Origin of the sequence: Candidatus Devosia phytovorans (assembly GCA_029202405.1) — a bacterium.
GTDB classification, from domain to species: domain Bacteria; phylum Pseudomonadota; class Alphaproteobacteria; order Rhizobiales; family Devosiaceae; genus Devosia; species Devosia phytovorans.
The window spans coordinates 2,573,455-2,589,486 of sequence record CP119312.1; the positions used below are offsets into that span (position 1 = coordinate 2,573,455).

The 16,032-nt window shown below is 62.9% G+C and carries 14 protein-coding genes; 4 read left to right on the plus strand and 10 right to left on the minus strand.

What is annotated here, in order from left to right; translation table 11 throughout:
• The first annotated feature begins 5 nt into the window (after positions 1–5).
• The 3 genes from gcvPA (at position 6) to P0Y65_12740 (ending at position 4,865) form a co-directional block, all read left to right on the plus strand.
• Positions 6–1,349, plus strand: coding sequence for an aminomethyl-transferring glycine dehydrogenase subunit GcvPA (gene gcvPA / locus P0Y65_12730; GenBank protein ID WEK03068.1), 1,344 nt, complete (start codon positions 6–8; stop codon positions 1,347–1,349).
• Positions 1,346–2,875 (plus strand): aminomethyl-transferring glycine dehydrogenase subunit GcvPB, encoded by a 1,530-nt coding sequence (gene gcvPB / locus P0Y65_12735; protein WEK03069.1) that lies wholly within the window; start codon positions 1,346–1,348, stop codon positions 2,873–2,875. Before gcvPA ends, gcvPB begins: the two co-directional genes overlap by 4 nt.
• 91 nt (positions 2,876–2,966) lie before the next feature.
• Positions 2,967–4,865: a hypothetical protein gene (locus P0Y65_12740; GenBank protein ID WEK03070.1), complete on the plus strand. Its 1,899-nt coding sequence runs from the start codon at positions 2,967–2,969 to the stop codon at positions 4,863–4,865.
• On the opposite strand, the gene P0Y65_12745 is transcribed toward P0Y65_12740, so the two are convergent.
• From P0Y65_12745 to P0Y65_12755, 3 genes are all read right to left on the minus strand, one after another.
• On the minus strand, positions 4,862–5,449 hold the full coding sequence (locus P0Y65_12745; protein ID WEK03071.1) for a hypothetical protein: 588 nt from the start codon (positions 5,447–5,449) through the stop codon (positions 4,862–4,864). The two genes, P0Y65_12740 and P0Y65_12745, sit on opposite strands and share 4 nt — an antisense overlap.
• Before the next feature lie 22 nt (positions 5,450–5,471).
• On the minus strand, positions 5,472–5,966 hold the full coding sequence (locus P0Y65_12750; protein WEK03072.1) for a peroxiredoxin: 495 nt from the start codon (positions 5,964–5,966) through the stop codon (positions 5,472–5,474).
• A 117-nt stretch (positions 5,967–6,083) separates the two neighbouring features.
• Entirely contained in the window at positions 6,084–6,896 is an 813-nt protein-coding gene (locus tag P0Y65_12755) for a protein-disulfide reductase DsbD family protein (protein WEK03073.1), read from the minus strand.
• A gap of 120 nt (positions 6,897–7,016) precedes the next feature.
• Between P0Y65_12755 and P0Y65_12760 the strand changes: the two genes are divergently transcribed.
• Positions 7,017–7,592: a YqgE/AlgH family protein gene (locus P0Y65_12760; protein ID WEK03074.1), complete on the plus strand. Its 576-nt coding sequence runs from the start codon at positions 7,017–7,019 to the stop codon at positions 7,590–7,592.
• Between the two features lie 9 nt (positions 7,593–7,601).
• On the opposite strand, the gene P0Y65_12765 is transcribed toward P0Y65_12760, so the two are convergent.
• The 7 genes from P0Y65_12765 to P0Y65_12795 form a co-directional block, all read right to left on the minus strand.
• Complete coding sequence (locus P0Y65_12765; protein WEK03075.1) at positions 7,602–10,481, minus strand: EAL domain-containing protein; 2,880 nt, start codon at positions 10,479–10,481, stop codon at positions 7,602–7,604.
• 164 nt (positions 10,482–10,645) lie between these two features.
• A complete protein-coding gene (locus tag P0Y65_12770) occupies positions 10,646–11,257 on the minus strand; it encodes a GNAT family protein (GenBank protein ID WEK03076.1) in 612 nt (203 codons plus the stop codon).
• Between the two features lie 15 nt (positions 11,258–11,272).
• A complete protein-coding gene (locus P0Y65_12775; protein ID WEK03077.1) occupies positions 11,273–12,535 on the minus strand; it encodes a pitrilysin family protein in 1,263 nt (420 codons plus the stop codon).
• Positions 12,536–12,557: 22 nt separating this feature from the next.
• Positions 12,558–13,952, minus strand: coding sequence for a threonine synthase (gene thrC, locus P0Y65_12780; GenBank protein ID WEK03078.1), 1,395 nt, complete (start codon positions 13,950–13,952; stop codon positions 12,558–12,560).
• Between the two features lie 67 nt (positions 13,953–14,019).
• The gene (locus P0Y65_12785) at positions 14,020–14,778 is read right to left on the minus strand and encodes an SURF1 family protein (GenBank protein ID WEK03079.1); all 759 of its coding nucleotides are present in this window, start codon (positions 14,776–14,778) and stop codon (positions 14,020–14,022) included.
• Complete coding sequence (locus tag P0Y65_12790) at positions 14,775–15,128, minus strand: DUF983 domain-containing protein (GenBank protein WEK03080.1); 354 nt, start codon at positions 15,126–15,128, stop codon at positions 14,775–14,777. Before P0Y65_12790 ends, P0Y65_12785 begins: the two co-directional genes overlap by 4 nt.
• A 66-nt stretch (positions 15,129–15,194) precedes the next feature.
• Positions 15,195–16,031 carry a cytochrome c oxidase subunit 3 gene (locus P0Y65_12795; protein ID WEK03081.1) on the minus strand — a complete coding sequence of 279 codons (837 nt, stop codon included), beginning with the start codon at positions 16,029–16,031 and terminating at the stop codon, positions 15,195–15,197.
• Between the last annotated feature and the right edge of the window lies 1 nt (position 16,032).

The following is a 16,032-nucleotide window of genomic DNA, read 5'->3' on the forward strand; positions in this document are numbered from 1 at the left end:
ATTCCATGCGCTATCTCCCCCATTCCGAAGCCGAACGCGCCGAAATGCTTGGCGTCATCGGCGCGGCCAATTTCGACGCCCTGTTCTCAGCCGTGCCTGCCGGGGCGCTGAAAAGCTTCGATCTCGGCCTGCCCGCCCATAGTCCCGAATTCCTCGTCGAAGCGCATATGAAGGCGCTGGCGGGCAAGAACCGCTCGGGCGGTGACGGTCCGTTCTTCGTTGGTGCCGGTGCCTATCGCCACCATGTGCCGGCCACGGTCGATCACCTGATCCAGCGCTCGGAATGGCTCACCGCCTATACGCCCTACCAGCCGGAAATCTCGCAGGGTACTCTGCAGATGCTGTTCGAATTCCAGACCCAGGTGGCCAAGCTCACCGGCATGGATGTGGCCAACGCCTCGCTCTATGACGGCTCGACCGGCACGGCCGAAGCGGTGCTGATGGCGCGGCGCCTGACCAAGCGCAACAAGATCGTGCTGTCGGGCGGCCTGCATCCGCACTACCGCGACGTGGTGAAAGCCTATCTCAAGGACGACGCCGATCTGGAATGCCTGTCGGCTTCGCCCGAAGGCCAGGGCGACATCCTCGATCATATCGACGAAACGACCGCCGCTATCGTCATCCAGACGCCGGACTTTTACGGCCATCTGCGCAACATGAAGGCCGCCGCCGATGCCGCCCATGCCAAGGGCGCGCTGCTGATCGTGGTCATCACCGAAGTGGTGTCGCTCGGCCTGCTCGAAGCGCCCGGTGCGCTCGGCGCCGATATCGTCGTGGCCGAAGGCCAGTCGATCGGCAATGCGCTCAATTTCGGTGGGCCCTATCTGGGTCTCCTTGCCACGCGCAAGGAATTCATCCGCCAGATGCCCGGCCGTATCTGCGGCGAGACCGTGGATGCCGAGGGCCAGCGCGGCTTCGTGCTGACCCTATCCACCCGCGAGCAGCATATCCGCCGCGAAAAGGCGACTTCCAATATCTGCACCAATTCGGGCCTCTGCGCCCTCGCCTTCTCGATCCACATGGCCCTGCTGGGCGAAGCTGGCTTCACCCGCCTTGCCCGTCTCAACCACGCCCAGGCCTGCAAGCTGGCCGATGCGCTGGCGACGGTTTCGGGCGTCGAAGTGCTCAACACGAGCTTCTTCAACGAGATGACCATTCGCACCAGCCAGCCCGCTGCCAGCCTGATCGAACGGCTTGCCAAGCGCGGAATTCTGGCCGGAGTGCCGGTCAGCCGCCTCGAGCCGAGTGATCCGAGCGTCAACAACCTCATCGTCCTGGCCGCAACCGAACTCACCACGGACAGCGATATCTCGGCCCTTGTCGTGGCGCTTTCGGAGGAACTGGCATGAGCATGAACAATCAGGGCCGCCCGACCGGAACGGGCACCGCCGGCTTTGCCTCCACCTCGGGTTCGGCACTTCTGCCGAACGAACCATTGCTGTTCGAGATCGGCGACACCGAGCATTCGGGCGTGGACCTGCCCGACGTCACCATTTCGACCGATCGCCTCGGCGGTTTCGAGCGCAAGACGCCGCTCGATCTGGCCGGTCTCACGGAGCCCGAGGCGATGCGCCACTATGTGCGCCTCTCCCGCCTCAACCACTCGATCGACTCCGGCATGTATCCGCTCGGCTCGTGCACGATGAAGCACAATCCGCGCCTCAACGAGAAAATGGCCCGCCTGCCCGGCTTTTCCGACATCCATCCGTTGCAGCCGGTTTCGACCGTGCAGGGCGCGCTGGAACTGATGGAACAGCTGTCGCACTGGCTGATGACCCTCACCAATACCGCCGCCGTGGCGCTGACGCCCAAGGCGGGCGCGCATGGTGAGTTGCTTGGCATGATGGCGATCAAGGCGGCGCAGGAGCATGCCGGCCAGGGGCACCGCAAGATCGTCCTCGTCCCGGAAAGTGCCCATGGCACCAATCCAGCCACCGCTGCTTTCCTCGGCTATACGGTCAAAGCTGTTCCGGCCCGCGAAGACGGCACGGTCGATGTGCAGGCAGTCAAGGATGCATTGTCGCCTGAAGTCGCGGCCATCATGCTGACCAATCCCAATACCTGTGGTCTGTTTGAACCTCAGGTGATCGAGATTGCCGCGGCCGTGCATGAAGCCGGGGCGTTCTTCTATTGCGATGGCGCCAACTTCAACGCCATCATGGGTGTTGTCCGTCCGGGAGACCTGGGCATCGACGCCATGCATATCAACCTGCACAAGACCTTCTCGACGCCCCACGGCGGCGGCGGTCCGGGTGCCGGTCCGGTGGTGCTTTCGGAGGCCCTCGCGCCCTTCGCGCCAGTGCCATTCGTCCGCAAGGGCCAGAATGGGCTCGAGCTGGTCGAACATGCGACCGGTAAAGTGCTGGGCCGTATCACGGCCTTCCAGGGCCAGATGGGCATGTATGTCCGCGCGCTGACCTATATGCTCAGCCATGGCGGCGATGGCCTCGCCCAGGCGGCGCAGGATGCCGTGCTCAACGCCAATTACATCAAGGCACGGCTGCAGCACATTTTCTCGGTGCCCTTCCCCGACTATCCCACCATGCATGAGGCGCTGTTCGATGACAGCTTCCTCAAGGATAGTGGTGTCACCACGCTGGATTTCGCCAAGGCGCTGATCGACGAGGGTTTCCACCCCATGACCATGTATTTCCCGCTGGTCGTGCATGGCGCCATGCTGATCGAGCCGACGGAAAGCGAGAGCAAGCAGACGCTGGATCGCTTCTGCGACGTGATGGAAGAACTCGCTCAGGATGCAAAGTCCGGCAACAAGAAGCGCTTCACCGCCGCGCCGATGAAGGCCCCGCGCCGCCGGCTCGACGAAACGCGCGCCGCCCGCACCCCCATATTAAAATGGGAACGCCCAGCAGTTTAGCTGGCAGTTGGATAAAATTGCGACGGCCGCCTAAGGGCGGCCGTTATCACTTGCCGCTAGGGCTGATCCATTGGTCGTGGGTCGCATTCAAATGGCAATCGGGGCAACATCGAAACAGTCGAAGATCAGCCAGATCTTTTCGACCCTGTCCCAGGTGCAACAATCGCCCCTGACTTCCTCCGTTGCACAGGGACAGAAGCAGGCTGCCAGCACGCTGACGGCGGTGCGCGGTACTGCGGTCAGCAACGCGCTGACCCATCTCAATGACGCCCTCTCCAGTGCCAAATTCCAGGCCCAGGTTGGCGGCGCTATGGACTTCGAGCCCATCAATGAGACCTACAAGAGCTGGCGCAAGCAGGACGTGTTCCAGGACCGCAGCAAGACCGTCAAGGACCCGATCTACGAGACGCGCGAGAAGTTTCGTACGGAAGACGTTTTCGAGGATCGAGCGATCTTCGAGGATGTTCCCGTCTACGAAATGCAGGACGTCTACGAGACTCGCGATATTACCGAGACGCGTGACGTCTACGAGAAGCGCCCGGTCTACGAGGATCGCGACGTCTATGAGACACGCAACACCTATGGCACCCGCGACGTCTACGAAACCCGTCCGACCTATGAGGATCGCGACGTCTACGAAACGCGCAACACCTATGGCACCCGCGATGTCTATGAAACACGCCCGACATATGAGAACCGCGACATCTACGAGACACGCAATACCTATGGCACGCGCGATGTCTACGAAACGCGTCCGGCCTTTCGCACCGAAGACGTCCGCGAGGCCGTCATCAACGGGGGCAAGGATATCAGCGCCTACATCGGCAATGGCAACAATGGTGTCTTCTCGGGCTCCAGCTTCCATGTCGATGTCGCGGGCAAGGCTCGGGCCACCGTCACCTATACGCAGAATGGCGTCAGCGTCACCCAAGGCGGCGTAACGACAAATTTCAACAAGTCAGCCAACGAGACGTTCGCCCAGGCGCTGGTGCATGGCGTCAACAGCATTGATGGCCTCGATGCCACCATGGTTGGTGGCAAGCTGCATCTCAAGGGCGCCGAAAATTCGGCGGTGACGCTCTCCATGGGGACACGCGGGCTTGGTGACTACCTCGGCGGTCCCGGCCCCCTTGGCGCCCTCGGCCTGGTTGAAGGTACGACACAGCCGGCGAAGACCGGCACTCGGGAGGTGCCGAACGGGACGCAGCAGGTCAAGGTCGGCACCGAGCAATATGTCACCGGAACCGAACAGGTGAAGGTGGGCACCGAGCGGGTGCAGACCGGTACCGAACAGGTCAAGACCGGCGAAGAGCAATATGTCACCGGCACCGAGCAGGTGAAGACCGGAACCGAGCGCATCCAGACCGGCACCGAACAGGTCAAGACGGGTGAGGAGCAGTATGTCACCGGCACCGAACAGGTGAAGACTGGCACCGAGCGGGTCCAGACTGGCGAGGAAGACGTGCTGATTGGCAGCGAGGAGGTCGTTGTCGGATCAGAGCAGGTCGTGGTCGGCCAGCAGCAGGTGCAGGTCGGGACCGAGCAGCGTCAGACCGGAACAGAATCCGTTCTGGTTGGCACGCGCCAGGTGGCCGATGGCACCGAACAGGTCATTGCCGGCTACAAAGATCGCCTCGTGACCGAAAAAGTGCGCACGGGCCAGAAGGACGTCTCAACCGAGAAGACACGGCTGGTCGGCTTTCGCCGGGTGCAGGAAAAGCCTGACGACGATCCGCGCATGACGCTCGACACCCAGCGCGCCATCCGCGATGGCCTGTTGCTGTTGCAGAACGCCGTCGGGCCCAGGGAATTCAGCAAGGGCGTGGCCAATCCCTATGCCAAGGTCGGCGACGCCATCAACATCGACCGCCTGCTGAAAGCCGATAGCAAGAAAGATATCGCCACGGCGCTGATGACTGTTCCGGCCATGCTGGCGCAAATCAAGAAGAGCACGCAGGCCTATCAGCAGGCGACTACCAAGACGACCTAGCCGCGGGTGTCGAAGCCGACCCAGATGGTGATCTCTTCGCCGCCCAGATAGGGTATGGCGACATTTTCCAGCACTTTGACGAATTCAGCCGACCGCGCCGGGGCCACCACAGCGACAGGAATGGTGTGCTTTTCGGAGAAGACGGCCTGACCATCGCGTTCCACGGCAAAGCGGATCGGCGCGTTGACGCTGGTCTGGGTGCCGGCGGGGCCGAGCAGCACGCGGCCGACGACACCCATGTTGACGGTGATCAGACCATTGGACACCACGCAATTGCGGGAGGTTTCGTCGATGACGCCCTGATACTGCAGCGCACGGGCGTCGCCAGTGCGGCCGCCGCCGTAGTAGAACATCGCCTCGCTGCCGGCGCGCACGCGGATGGGCGGGCAGGTCGTGGCAATGGCCGGGAGTGCATTGGTCTGGGCCTGTGCAACGGCCGCCGGTGTGGGCGTGGCGTTCTGCAACTGCTGGTTCTGGGCAGCATTGCCCCCGCCCATCAACCCGCCCATGGAGCAGGCCGCGAGCAGGCTCGCCAGGGCTGAGACTGCCGAGAGGCGAAGCGCGGAAGAAAGCACAAGGTTCATCGAATATCTCCTGACGCGGACACTAGCTTTTGGCGGCTTCGAGCGCCATGAGAATAGCGGGAGCACCACTGACGTTCACGCCGGGCGCATCTTCGACAAAGACGGCCTCGACAATGCCGTCCCGGATGATCATTGCCGAGCGGGCATAGCGCCTACCCATGCCGGAGGCGGAAAAGTCCTTGGCAAGGCCCAGGGCCTCGGCCAGCGCAGCATTGCCATCGGCGATGAAGTCGATCTTCCCCAAAGCATTGGAGCTCTCGGCCCAGGCGCGCATGACATGGTGGTCATTGACCGCAGCACAGACGACGCGGTCGACACCGGCGGCGCGCAGCTTTGTCATATTGGCAAGAAAACCGGGAAGGTGATTGACGTGGCAGGTAGGCGTAAAGGCGCCCGGCACGGCGAAGAAGACCACGGTGCCGGTGCACAGGGCAGCGTCGCTGGTGGTATCGGTCGTGCCTTCAGTGGTGACGAGTTTGATGGCTACGGAGGGAATGGCACTGCCGCGGTCGATCATCGATGGATTTGCCCCATGCTCGGTCGCCGTGGCGAGCCTGCCTCGTCTTGTATCTCAAGGGGATAAGCGGCTTTACCGCCAGCGACAAGACCTAAAGGCCGTTTCCCCTCGTCCCGCTCACCTGTAGACGCCGGACTGCACGGTCCGGGTGACCTCGAACGCGCCCATATCCGTCATGAAAGTGAGCTGGACAGCCTGGTTTTCCAAGTCGGATTTATCGCCTTTTCCCAGGATTGGGATGAGCACTAGGTTTGGTTCCGGGCTTTTTTGCGGCGTGCCGAACAGCGGTTCGCCCGAGGTCGTGGCCGCAATCAGGGAGGCGGGATCGAGGGTCTCGTCGCTGACCTGTACCGCAAGCATGGCTTCGGCGGCACGCAACTGGACCTCGCCGAGCGGCTGAGGCTCGTCCGGCCATGCAATGGGTGCCATGGCCACGGCCTGGCGCAGGCGCAGGCCATTGGGGCGATCGGGCGCGGCATCTGCAAGCGAAAGCGAAAAGCTCGCCTGGGCCGGCAGGCAGATATCGGAACACACGCCCAGCATGGCGCTGATCTCGGCGACAGCCCGGTCGGAATCGACCCTTACTTCCACGGGCAGGATGGTGGGGCCTAGATAGACGTAGTCGAGATAATCCTCGGTGTCCTGGCGCAGCGGATAGGGCCAGAGCACCTTGTGATCCGACACGCCGGTCGAGCCGGTGAAATCGAGTTCCAGCGGCAGGCCGGTGTCGCCCGGCACGCGCCAATAGGTCTTGGTGGTCTCGGGCATGTCGATTTCGAGGCCGAGCAGGGTCGTGCCGTCGGCCTTGACTTGGCCGGTGCTGATCAGTCGCAGCTGCACGCCGGGCGCAATTTCCTGCCATGGCGTTTCGCCCGCAAAAGCAGGGGACAGCATGGTCGCAAAGCAGCAGAGGAGGACCGGAAGACGCATGGCAAAGGCATTAGCGCAGCCAGAGGTTTAGAAAAAGCTGACAGGCCATCAGGCCTTCGTGAAGAGACCCACGATGCCAGTTAACTTGGCATGGGCGCGGACAATCCCTACAGTAAGCCCATGAATTCGCTTGAAGGACAATTCCTGATCGCCATGCCGGACATGGCTGATGAACGCTTTACCGAGAGCGTGATCCTTGTCGTCGGTCATGGCGACGAAGGTGCGATGGGCATTGTGGTCAATCACGAACTGGCCAATCTGCGCTTTGCCGATATCCTCGACGAACTCGACCTGGGCGATCCGGATGCGGTGATCCGTCTGCCCGATTCCATTCGCCAGCGCGTGGTGATGCGCGGCGGCCCGGTGGAGAAGGGGCGCGGTTTCGTGCTGCATTCATCCGACTACCGGAGCGGAAATACCTACAAGGTCACCGACGGCATCTGCCTCACCGCCACGCTCGATATCCTCAAGGCCATGGCTTTCGGCCCGGCCCCGCGCTCAGCGCTGTTTGCGCTTGGCTGCTGCGGCTGGAGCGCGGGGCAGCTTGAGGGCGAGATCGTTGACAATGGCTGGCTGACCGCGCCGTTCAGCCGCGAATTGCTATTCGATACGCCGGTGGACGAGCGCTATGAAGCGGCCCTCGCCAGCCTTCACATCACCCGCGCCACCCTCAGCCCGGATGCCGGCCACGCCTGAGCGTGACCGTTACTTACCCAGCTGCGCGGCGAGCTTCTTGCCAAATTCCGCACCGGTCAGTGCCGCGCCGAAGGCAAAGCCTTGGGCATAGCGGCAGTTAAGCTGACGCAGGCGGTCGATCTCGTCCTGCGTCTCGACGCCTTCGGCGACGACCATCAGATCGAGGTCAAGCGCCAGCTGCACCACGGCCTTGATGATCGGACCCTGGGTATGGGCGATGCCATTGGCGTCGCTGATCTTGACGAAAGCCGCGGGGATCTTGATCGTGTCGAAGGGGAAGCGGTGCAGGTAGCTCAGCGATGAGTGGCCGGTGCCGAAATCATCGAGCGCCAGCCCGAGACCCAGGTTGCGCAGGGCCTGCAGCATATAGGCCGAGTGCTCGGGATTGGTCATCACCTGGCTTTCGGTAATCTCGAGCTTGAGGCGACGCGCCAGATCCTTATCCTGACTGACGAGGTTGCGCATGTCGTTGAGCAGTGTTTCCGTCGCCAGCTGGGTCGGCGAGAGATTGACCGAGATGAAAAAGTCCTCGGGCAGGCCGATGCTGTTCATCCAGTCGCGCGCCTGGGCCGCGGATTGCTCGAAGGCGAGACGGCCGAGCTTTTCGATCTGGCCAGAGCGTTCGGCCAGCGGCACGAATTCATCGGGATTGACCACGCCGCGCGTCGGATGGGTCCAGCGCATCAGCGCCTCGGCACCGACGGTCTGGCCGGTCTGCAGGTCAACCACGGGCTGGAACTGCACATGCAGCTCACCTTGCTTCATGCCGCGTTCGAGATCTTCCTCACTGGCGCGGTTGTAGGCAGCGATGGAGCGGGCCGAGGCGCGATAGGCTTCGATCCGGTCGCCACCGAGGCGCTTGGCGTAATACATGGCCAGCTCGGCATCGCGCAGCACATCGGCGGCAGTCGCCGGGTTGCTGTCATAGATGGTGACGCCGATGGAGGCCGACAGCGTCAGGTCGCGGTCGCCGAAATTGAACGGGGCCTTCAGCGCCTTGCGGATCTGCTCGGCCGTTTCAGCAATCTTGCCGGCGGCCTGTTCAGAAGCGAGGATCACGGCGAACTGGTCGCCGGTCACACGGGCCACGGTATCGAGCGGGCGCATGATGCGGGCGATGCGGCGCGAAATCGCCAGCAGCACCGAATCGGCAGCCGAGTGGCCAATGCGCTCTTCGAGCTCCATGAAGCGGTCGATATCGATCAGGAAGACCGCCGGCTTGGTGCCACCCGGCGTCTTGGCACGCACCAGGGCGCGTTCCAGCCGGTCGAGGAAGAGCATGCGGTTGGGCAGGCCCGTCAGGCTGTCATGCACGGCGTCATGCAGCAGGCGCTCGCGGGCCGCACGGTCCTCCGTCACATCCTGCAGCGTGCCGACGATGCGGTTGACTTGGCCGTCGCCGCCCAGCACCGGCTTCACGCGCATGCGGAAGCTGCGATAGCTGCCATCGTGGCCGGCGATGCGCATGTCGGCTGAAACCTTGCCGCGGCGGAGTTCAACCAGCGTGTCGAAGGCTGTGCGGAAGCGGTCGCGGTCATCGGGATGGACGCGGTCGAGCCAGCGCTTGATGGCGCCGCGCAGCGCGCCGCGCTTTTCGCCGAGGCGCGTGGCCAGTTCGTCGCTGACGGCGACACGATCCCGCTCGATGTTCCAGTCAAAGACGAAATCGCCCGAGCCGGTCAGCGCCAGCGCGCGGCGCTCGACCTCGCTCAGCGTGCCGATCGTCACCTGCCCTTCGGAGAAGGCGTGCTGCACCGCGGTAAAGCCGAGCAGCATGACAATGAGCACCAGCCCGCCACCCACGGCAGGCTGGGCCACGTCGTTGGAGACCTGACCGGACAGCACCATCCAGGAATAGAACAGCCAGGCGATGAGGATGATCCAGGTCGGCACCAGCAGCACGGCACGATCGTAGCCGCGCAGCGCCAGCAGGAGGATCAGGAAGAAGCCCGAGACACCCAGCAGCGCCAGCACGAGCCGCGCAATCGATGCGGCAATGGCCGGCTGGAAGAAGGCGAAGCCGAAAAGGGCGAGAAACAGCGCCGCAAGGCCCAGCGCCAGATGGATGAAGCGCAGGTGCCAGCGATGGAGGTTGAGATAGATGAAGAGGAAGCCGGCGAGTGTCGTCGCTATGCCCGCCTCCGCCGCGGCGCGCAGTGGCTGTATGCCGCCAGCCGGCAGTCCGAGGATGCGGCCGAGCACACCGAAATCGATCAGGAGATAAGCCAGCACGGCCCAGGCGAAGGCCGCGGTCGCGGGGAAGACGCCACGCCCCTTCACAACGAACATGATGGTCAGGAATACCGCCGCAAGCGCCGCCACGCCGAGCACCACGCCGCGGAACAGGGTGAAGGAATTGACGTAGTCGCGGTAGGCATTGGGCTGCCAGAGATAGAGCTCGGGCAGTTCGGCGCCGGCCAGTTCGGCCACAAAGGTCACGGTCGCGCCGGGATCGAGGGTGACCTCGAAAACATCGGCTTCGCTGTCGACGAGGCGAATGGGGCGGATGCCGGCGCTCGGCGTCAATGCATTGAGTCGGTCGTCACCCAGGTCAGGCTGGAAAATGCCGGATCCCGGCAGGCGAAAAAACGGCGCCACGAGCAGGCGCTCGATCTGCTGGTCGCTCTCGTTACGCAGCGCGAACAGAGCGAAATTGGGCGTGGTGCCCTGCTGGCTGGCCAGCACTTCGATACGGCGGATGATGCCGTCTTCGCCCGGTGCGGTCGACAGCTGCACGCGGCCCTCGGGACCGGGCTGTATCTCGATGACATCGCTGAGATTGACGGCGTTGACGTCTTCGGGGACGGAAATGACTTCGAAAGCGGCGGCTGGGGCCAGGGCGCCCAGCGCGAACGCAAGACACATCGCTAGTGCTATGAGGTGACGCATCAGGGGCGAGTATATCCTGCGGTAGGCTTCATTGTGGCAACACTGCCGATACAGTCCCGATGAGCCCATCGGAGATGGCATCCTCTTGGCGGGAGCATGCTTTGGTAGCGGGGATTGTATCGTGCGACAAGGTTAGCGAGATGTTGCCAAATGGCAACAAGGGTTCAGACGAAGCGCCCGCCATAGCGCCCGACCTCGTAGCGCTCCTTGGTCAGCCCGAACAGGACATGGTCCTCCCAGTGGCCATTGATCTGTAGATAACTCTTGGCAAAGCCCTCTTCGACGAAGCCATTTTTCTCCAGTACACGGCGCGACGCCATGTTTCCGGGGAGAAAGGCAGCGTGGATGCGATGCAGATCGAGGGTGTCGAAAACGAAGGGCAGGCTGGCAGAGACCGCCTCGCTCATCATGCCCTTGCCGGCAAATGGCTGGCCCATCCAGTAGCCGAGATTGACGAATTGTGCGGCGCGGCGCCGCACGTTGGAAAGCGTTATTCCACCGACGAGAGTTTCGTTGCCGGCCAGGGTCTGGAAAATGAAGAAGGAATAGTCACTCCCCTCCTCCGCTTCCAGCCGGGCACGCTTGACGCGGGTCGCGAAAACCCGGCGCCCCAGATCCGCTTCGGTCCAGCGCGGCTCGAAGGGCCGGAGGAAATCGCGGCTGGCGCTGCGCAGGGCGTACCATTGCTCGTAGTCAGCCAGCTGCGGCAGCCGCAACAGCAGGCGCGGCCCGCGCAGGGCAATCAGCGGAGCGGGAGATGACCAGGGCCAGAGCATGGCTTGGTGTCGGCCTCAGCGTTTCAGATGTTCGCGAATGGCTTCTACATCAGGAAGATTTTCGATCGGCCCAATACCGGCCAGGGTTGGCGCGCCCTGGGTGAAAATCTGCTCGGCAACATCCTGCACGCGCTGGGCGGTGATGGCATTGATGCGCTCAACCGTCTCCTGCATGGGAATCGGACGACCCCAGAGGATCTGCTGGCGGGCCAATTGCCCGGCGCGGGCCGAGGGGCTTTCAAGCGACATCAGCAGGCCGGCTCTGATCTGGTTGCGGACGCGGATGACCTCGTCCTCGGTGATGCTCTCGGTGGCGCGCTTGAGTTCGTCGAGCACGACCGGCACCAATTCGCCGACCTCATCCTCGCCCGTTGCTGCAGCGACGCCAAAGACGCCGCTGTCGGCAAAGGCCCAGTGGAAGGAATAGACCGAATAGCAGAGGCCGCGCTTTTCGCGCACTTCCTGGAAGAGGCGCGAACTCATGCCGCCACCCAGGATCGAGGCCAGCACCTGCGCGGCATAGAAGCCATCGGCATTATAGGCGCGACCTTCGAAGCCGACGACAATATGGGCCTGTTCGTGATCCGAGATCAGGCGCTCTTCGCCACCCTGATACTCGGCGCGCTGCGGCGCCGGGGCGCCGTTGGGCTTGAGATCGGCAAAGCGCTGCTCGGCCACCTTGACCAGACCGGCATGATCCACATTGCCGGCGGCAGCCATCACCATGTGGTCGCCCACATAGTTGCGGTTCATATATTTGCGGACGGTATCGGCCGTGATGTCGCGCACAGAATCGACCGTGCCCAGAATGGTGCGGCCGATCGGCTGGGTGGGGAAGGCAGCAGCCTGGAACAGGTCGAAGACGTGATCGTCAGGATTGTCACGGGCCGCGCCGATTTCCTGGACGATGACCTGCTTCTCGCGCGTCAGCTCGTCGTCATCGAACAGCGAGTTCTGCAGAATATCGCTGAGGATGTCGGCCGCCAGCACCACGTCCTCCTTGAGCACGCGGGCAAAGTAGCCGGTATGCTCGATGGAGGTCGCGGCATTGAGGTCGCCGCCGACATTTTCGATGGCTTCGGCGATCTCGAGCGCATTGCGCGACGTGGTGCCCTTGAAGGCCATATGCTCGAGCAGATGCGAGATACCGTGCTCGGTCTTGCGTTCGCTGCGTGCCCCGGCCTTCACCCAGACGCCCAGCGAGGCGCTTTCGAGATGCGGCATGTCGTCGGTGAGAACCACCATGCCGTTGTCGAGGGTCGTCGATTTTAAGCTCAAACCAGGCTCCTCCGCCCTTCGATCAGGCAGCGCGCGTACGCGCAGAAATGAAATCTTCGACCGCAGACTGGTCGTTGGCAAGAATGCTTAAACGCTCCTCACGCGAATGAAGATCCGCCAGCCAGGCCGGAAGCGCTGGTTCCACGCCCGTGGCGTCCTTGACCGCAGCCGGGAACTTGGCAGGATGAGCCGTGCCCAGGGTAATCATCGGCGTGGCCCCATGGACCTGATGGCGCGCGACATTGACGCCGACCGCGGTATGCGGATCGAGCAGATAGCCGGCAGCCTTGAGCGTCATGGCGATGGTCGCCGTCGTCTCGGCCTCGCCTGTGGTGCCGGCCGCGAAATCGCGGCGGATAGCGGCAAGGGCATTGTCGGGCAAGGCAAAGCCGCCGGACTGTTTCAGCCCATCCATCATGCGCAGGACAGCCAGGGCGTCGCGCCCTGCCCCTTCGAACAGCAGGCGTTCGAAGTTGGACGAGATCTGGATATCCATGGACGGGCTGATGGTGGGCGCAACACCGTCCATCTCGTAGCGGCCGGTGTCCATGGTGCGGCGCAGGATGTCGTTGGCATTGGTGGCGATCACCAGCCGCTCGATGGGCAGGCCCATCTGCTTGGCGCAGTAGCCGGCAAAGATATCGCCGAAATTGCCCGTCGGCACGGTGAAGCTCACCTTGCGGTGCGGGGACCCGAGCGAAACGGCCGAGGTGAAGTAATAGACGATCTGCGCGACGATACGGCCCCAGTTGATGGAGTTGACGCCCGAGAGGCGCACGCGGTCGCGGAACTTGTGATTATTGAACATGGCCTTGACCAGGTTCTGGCAGTCGTCGAACGTGCCTTCGAGCGCAATATTGTGGACATTGGCATCGAGCACGGTGGTCATCTGCCGGCGCTGTACCGCAGAGGTGCGGCCCTGGGGATGCAGGATGAAGATGTCGGTCGTATCGCGCCCGCGGAACGCCTCGATGGCGGCCGAACCGGTGTCGCCCGAAGTCGCGCCAACGATGGTCGCCTTGAGCCCGCGTTCGGCGAGGATATGATCCATCACCCGGCTCAGGAACTGCATGGCCACGTCCTTGAAGGCCAGCGTGGGCCCATGGAACAGTTCCAGTACGAAGTGATTGGGCTCGATCTCGACCAGCGGCGTCACCGAGGGATGCCGGAACGAAGCATAGGCCTCGTCCAGCATGGTCTTGAGCTGGCTAGGCGCGATCTCGTCGCCGGTGAAGCGGCTGATGACGGCATAGGCAACATCGGCATAGGGCTTGCCGGCGAAGTCTGCGATTTCGGCTGTGGTGAACTGGGGCCAGCTTTGCGGCACGTAAAGACCACCGTCGGAGGCCAGGCCTGCCAGGACCGCGTCAGAGAAACCGAGCACGGGCGCCTGGCCACGCGTAGAGACAAACTGCATTGGGGGATTTGGCCCTTTTAGAACTAGTGCAACCTATTCAACCATGAGTTGAACCGCAACCATTGGCTCATCCCTTGGCATCAGCCCTTTGGCGCATGAACCAGAAGCCCAGCATCACCACGGCCACGATGGCAAAGCCATACCAGGTGTAGGCATAGCCGAGATGGTTGTTGGGAAATTCGACGACCGTCTCGCCGCCCTGGGGCAGTTCACCGGCTGGACCGGCGGGCATGTCGACATAGAAGGGTGCAAAGGGCGCCATGGTCGGATCGACCATTTCGGCAAGGCGGACCGGGTCGCGCACCCATTCGATACGGTTTGACGTATCGGGCGCGGGCGTCATGAAGCCGGCATGTTCGCCGGGCCGCAGCAGGCCGGAGATGGTCACCATACCGTCGTCAGCCGTGCCATCGGTAACGGCGGCTGCCTGAAAGTCCTGGGGGATGAAGCCGCGATTGACGAAAACCGTGCCGCCTGCGGCCAGGGCAAAGGGCGTGACCACCCAGTAGCCGGGGCCCGAGGCTGGGCCATTGGCGTCGGCAAGGCTGGTGAAGACCGTAACCGTCTGGTTATAGCGGAAGCTGCCCGTCAGCGATACGGGTTGGAAGTTGAGAGCGTCCAGATCAAGGCTTGACCAGTCGGCCTGGGGCGGCACCGGAATGGGTGCCGCGCTCAGCCGGCTATCGACGGCGGCAACCAGCGCTTCCTTTTCGGCTAGGCGATGCATCTGCCAGGTGCCGAGCCAGACGCAGGTCACAGCCAGCGCCAGCATCAGGACCACGAAGGTCCAGGTCATGACCGGCCCGAGCCGGCGTTTGTCGGTCATTGGTGCCCCTCATGCGCGTCGTGGCGGTATTGCAAAGCCACCATCACGCCCTTGAAGGGCGGCAAAAGCAGCAGCGACAGGATCAGCGTGGTGGGAATCCAGAGGATCAGATGGACATAGGGCGCCGGATTGAAAACAGCGCCGACGATCAGTGCCAGGACGATCACCAGTGGCGCCACGAGGAAGATGACGAAAATGGCCGGGCCATCGCCGCTATCGGCAAACTTGAAATCGAGACCACAGGCCGAGCAGGACGGCGCCACCTTGAGATAGCCAGCAAACAGCTTTCCCTCGCCGCAGCGCGGGCAGCGACATTTGAGGCCGGTCAGGATGGGCGATGTCACGGACAAGCTGATCTCCAAAGAAATCGGGGCGCAGCTTGCGGCTGCGCCCCGTCGAACCCCAATCGGCCGGGCTTAGTGGTGGATCGCCACGCCCCAGCTGCCCCACACATAGATGGAGGCAAACAGGAACAGCCAGACCACGTCGACGAAATGCCAGTACCAGGCAGCAAATTCGAAGCCGAGGTGACGCTCGGGGGTGAAGTCACCCTTGAGGGCGCGGATCAGGCAGACCAGCAGGAAGACGGTACCGATGAAGACGTGGAAGCCATGCAGGCCCGTCGCCATGAAGAAGGTCGCGCCATACATATTGCCCGAGAAGGCGAACTGGGCCTCGGTATATTCGAGGATCTGCACGCCGGTGAAGACAGCGCCGAGCAGCACGGTGAGGACCAGGCCCCACTTGAGGCCTTCGCGGTCATTCTCGAGCAGCGCATGGTGCGCCCAGGTCACGGTCGTGCCCGAGGTCAGCAGCAGCAGCGTATTGAACAGCGGCAGATGGAAGGGATCGAACAGCTCGACGCCGGTCGGCGGCCAGACGCCACTGGTGGCGGCGACGCGGGCATATTGCTCGACATCGTCGAGGCGGAAGAAACCGTCGAAATAGGCCCAGAAGAAGCCGAAGAAAACCATGACTTCCGAGGCGATGAACAGGATCATGCCATAGCGGTGATGCATCTGCACCACCGGGGTATGGTCAACGCCATTGTTGGCTTCGCGGATCACGTCGCTCCACCAGGCGTACATCACATAGAGCACGCCGACGAGGCCGATGAAGAAAACCCACGGGGTCCAGTGGTGCATCCAGAAGATGCCACCCATGGCCATGATAAGCACCGCGACCGACATGACGAAGGGCCATGGGCTCGGTGGGACCATGTGATAATCATGGTTCTTGGCTAGATCGGCCATG

Bases quoted from the DNA above. Each gene is read 5' to 3' on its own strand.
- thrC (WEK03078.1), bottom strand. From the start codon at position 13,952: ATGCAGTTTGTCTCTACGCGTGGCCAGGCGCCCGTGCTCGGTTTCTCT.
- gcvPB (WEK03069.1), top strand. From the start codon at position 1,346: ATGAGCATGAACAATCAGGGCCGCCCGACCGGAACGGGCACCGCCGGC.
- P0Y65_12760 (WEK03074.1), top strand. From the start codon at position 7,017: ATGAATTCGCTTGAAGGACAATTCCTGATCGCCATGCCGGACATGGCT.
- P0Y65_12795 (WEK03081.1), bottom strand. From the start codon at position 16,031: ATGGCCGATCTAGCCAAGAACCATGATTATCACATGGTCCCACCGAGC.
- P0Y65_12770 (WEK03076.1), bottom strand. From the start codon at position 11,257: ATGCTCTGGCCCTGGTCATCTCCCGCTCCGCTGATTGCCCTGCGCGGG.
- P0Y65_12745 (WEK03071.1), bottom strand. From the start codon at position 5,449: ATGAACCTTGTGCTTTCTTCCGCGCTTCGCCTCTCGGCAGTCTCAGCC.
- P0Y65_12765 (WEK03075.1), bottom strand. From the start codon at position 10,481: ATGCGTCACCTCATAGCACTAGCGATGTGTCTTGCGTTCGCGCTGGGC.
- P0Y65_12750 (WEK03072.1), bottom strand. From the start codon at position 5,966: ATGATCGACCGCGGCAGTGCCATTCCCTCCGTAGCCATCAAACTCGTC.
- P0Y65_12785 (WEK03079.1), bottom strand. From the start codon at position 14,778: ATGACCGACAAACGCCGGCTCGGGCCGGTCATGACCTGGACCTTCGTG.
- P0Y65_12755 (WEK03073.1), bottom strand. From the start codon at position 6,896: ATGCGTCTTCCGGTCCTCCTCTGCTGCTTTGCGACCATGCTGTCCCCT.
- P0Y65_12740 (WEK03070.1), top strand. From the start codon at position 2,967: ATGGCAATCGGGGCAACATCGAAACAGTCGAAGATCAGCCAGATCTTT.
- gcvPA (WEK03068.1), top strand. From the start codon at position 6: ATGCGCTATCTCCCCCATTCCGAAGCCGAACGCGCCGAAATGCTTGGC.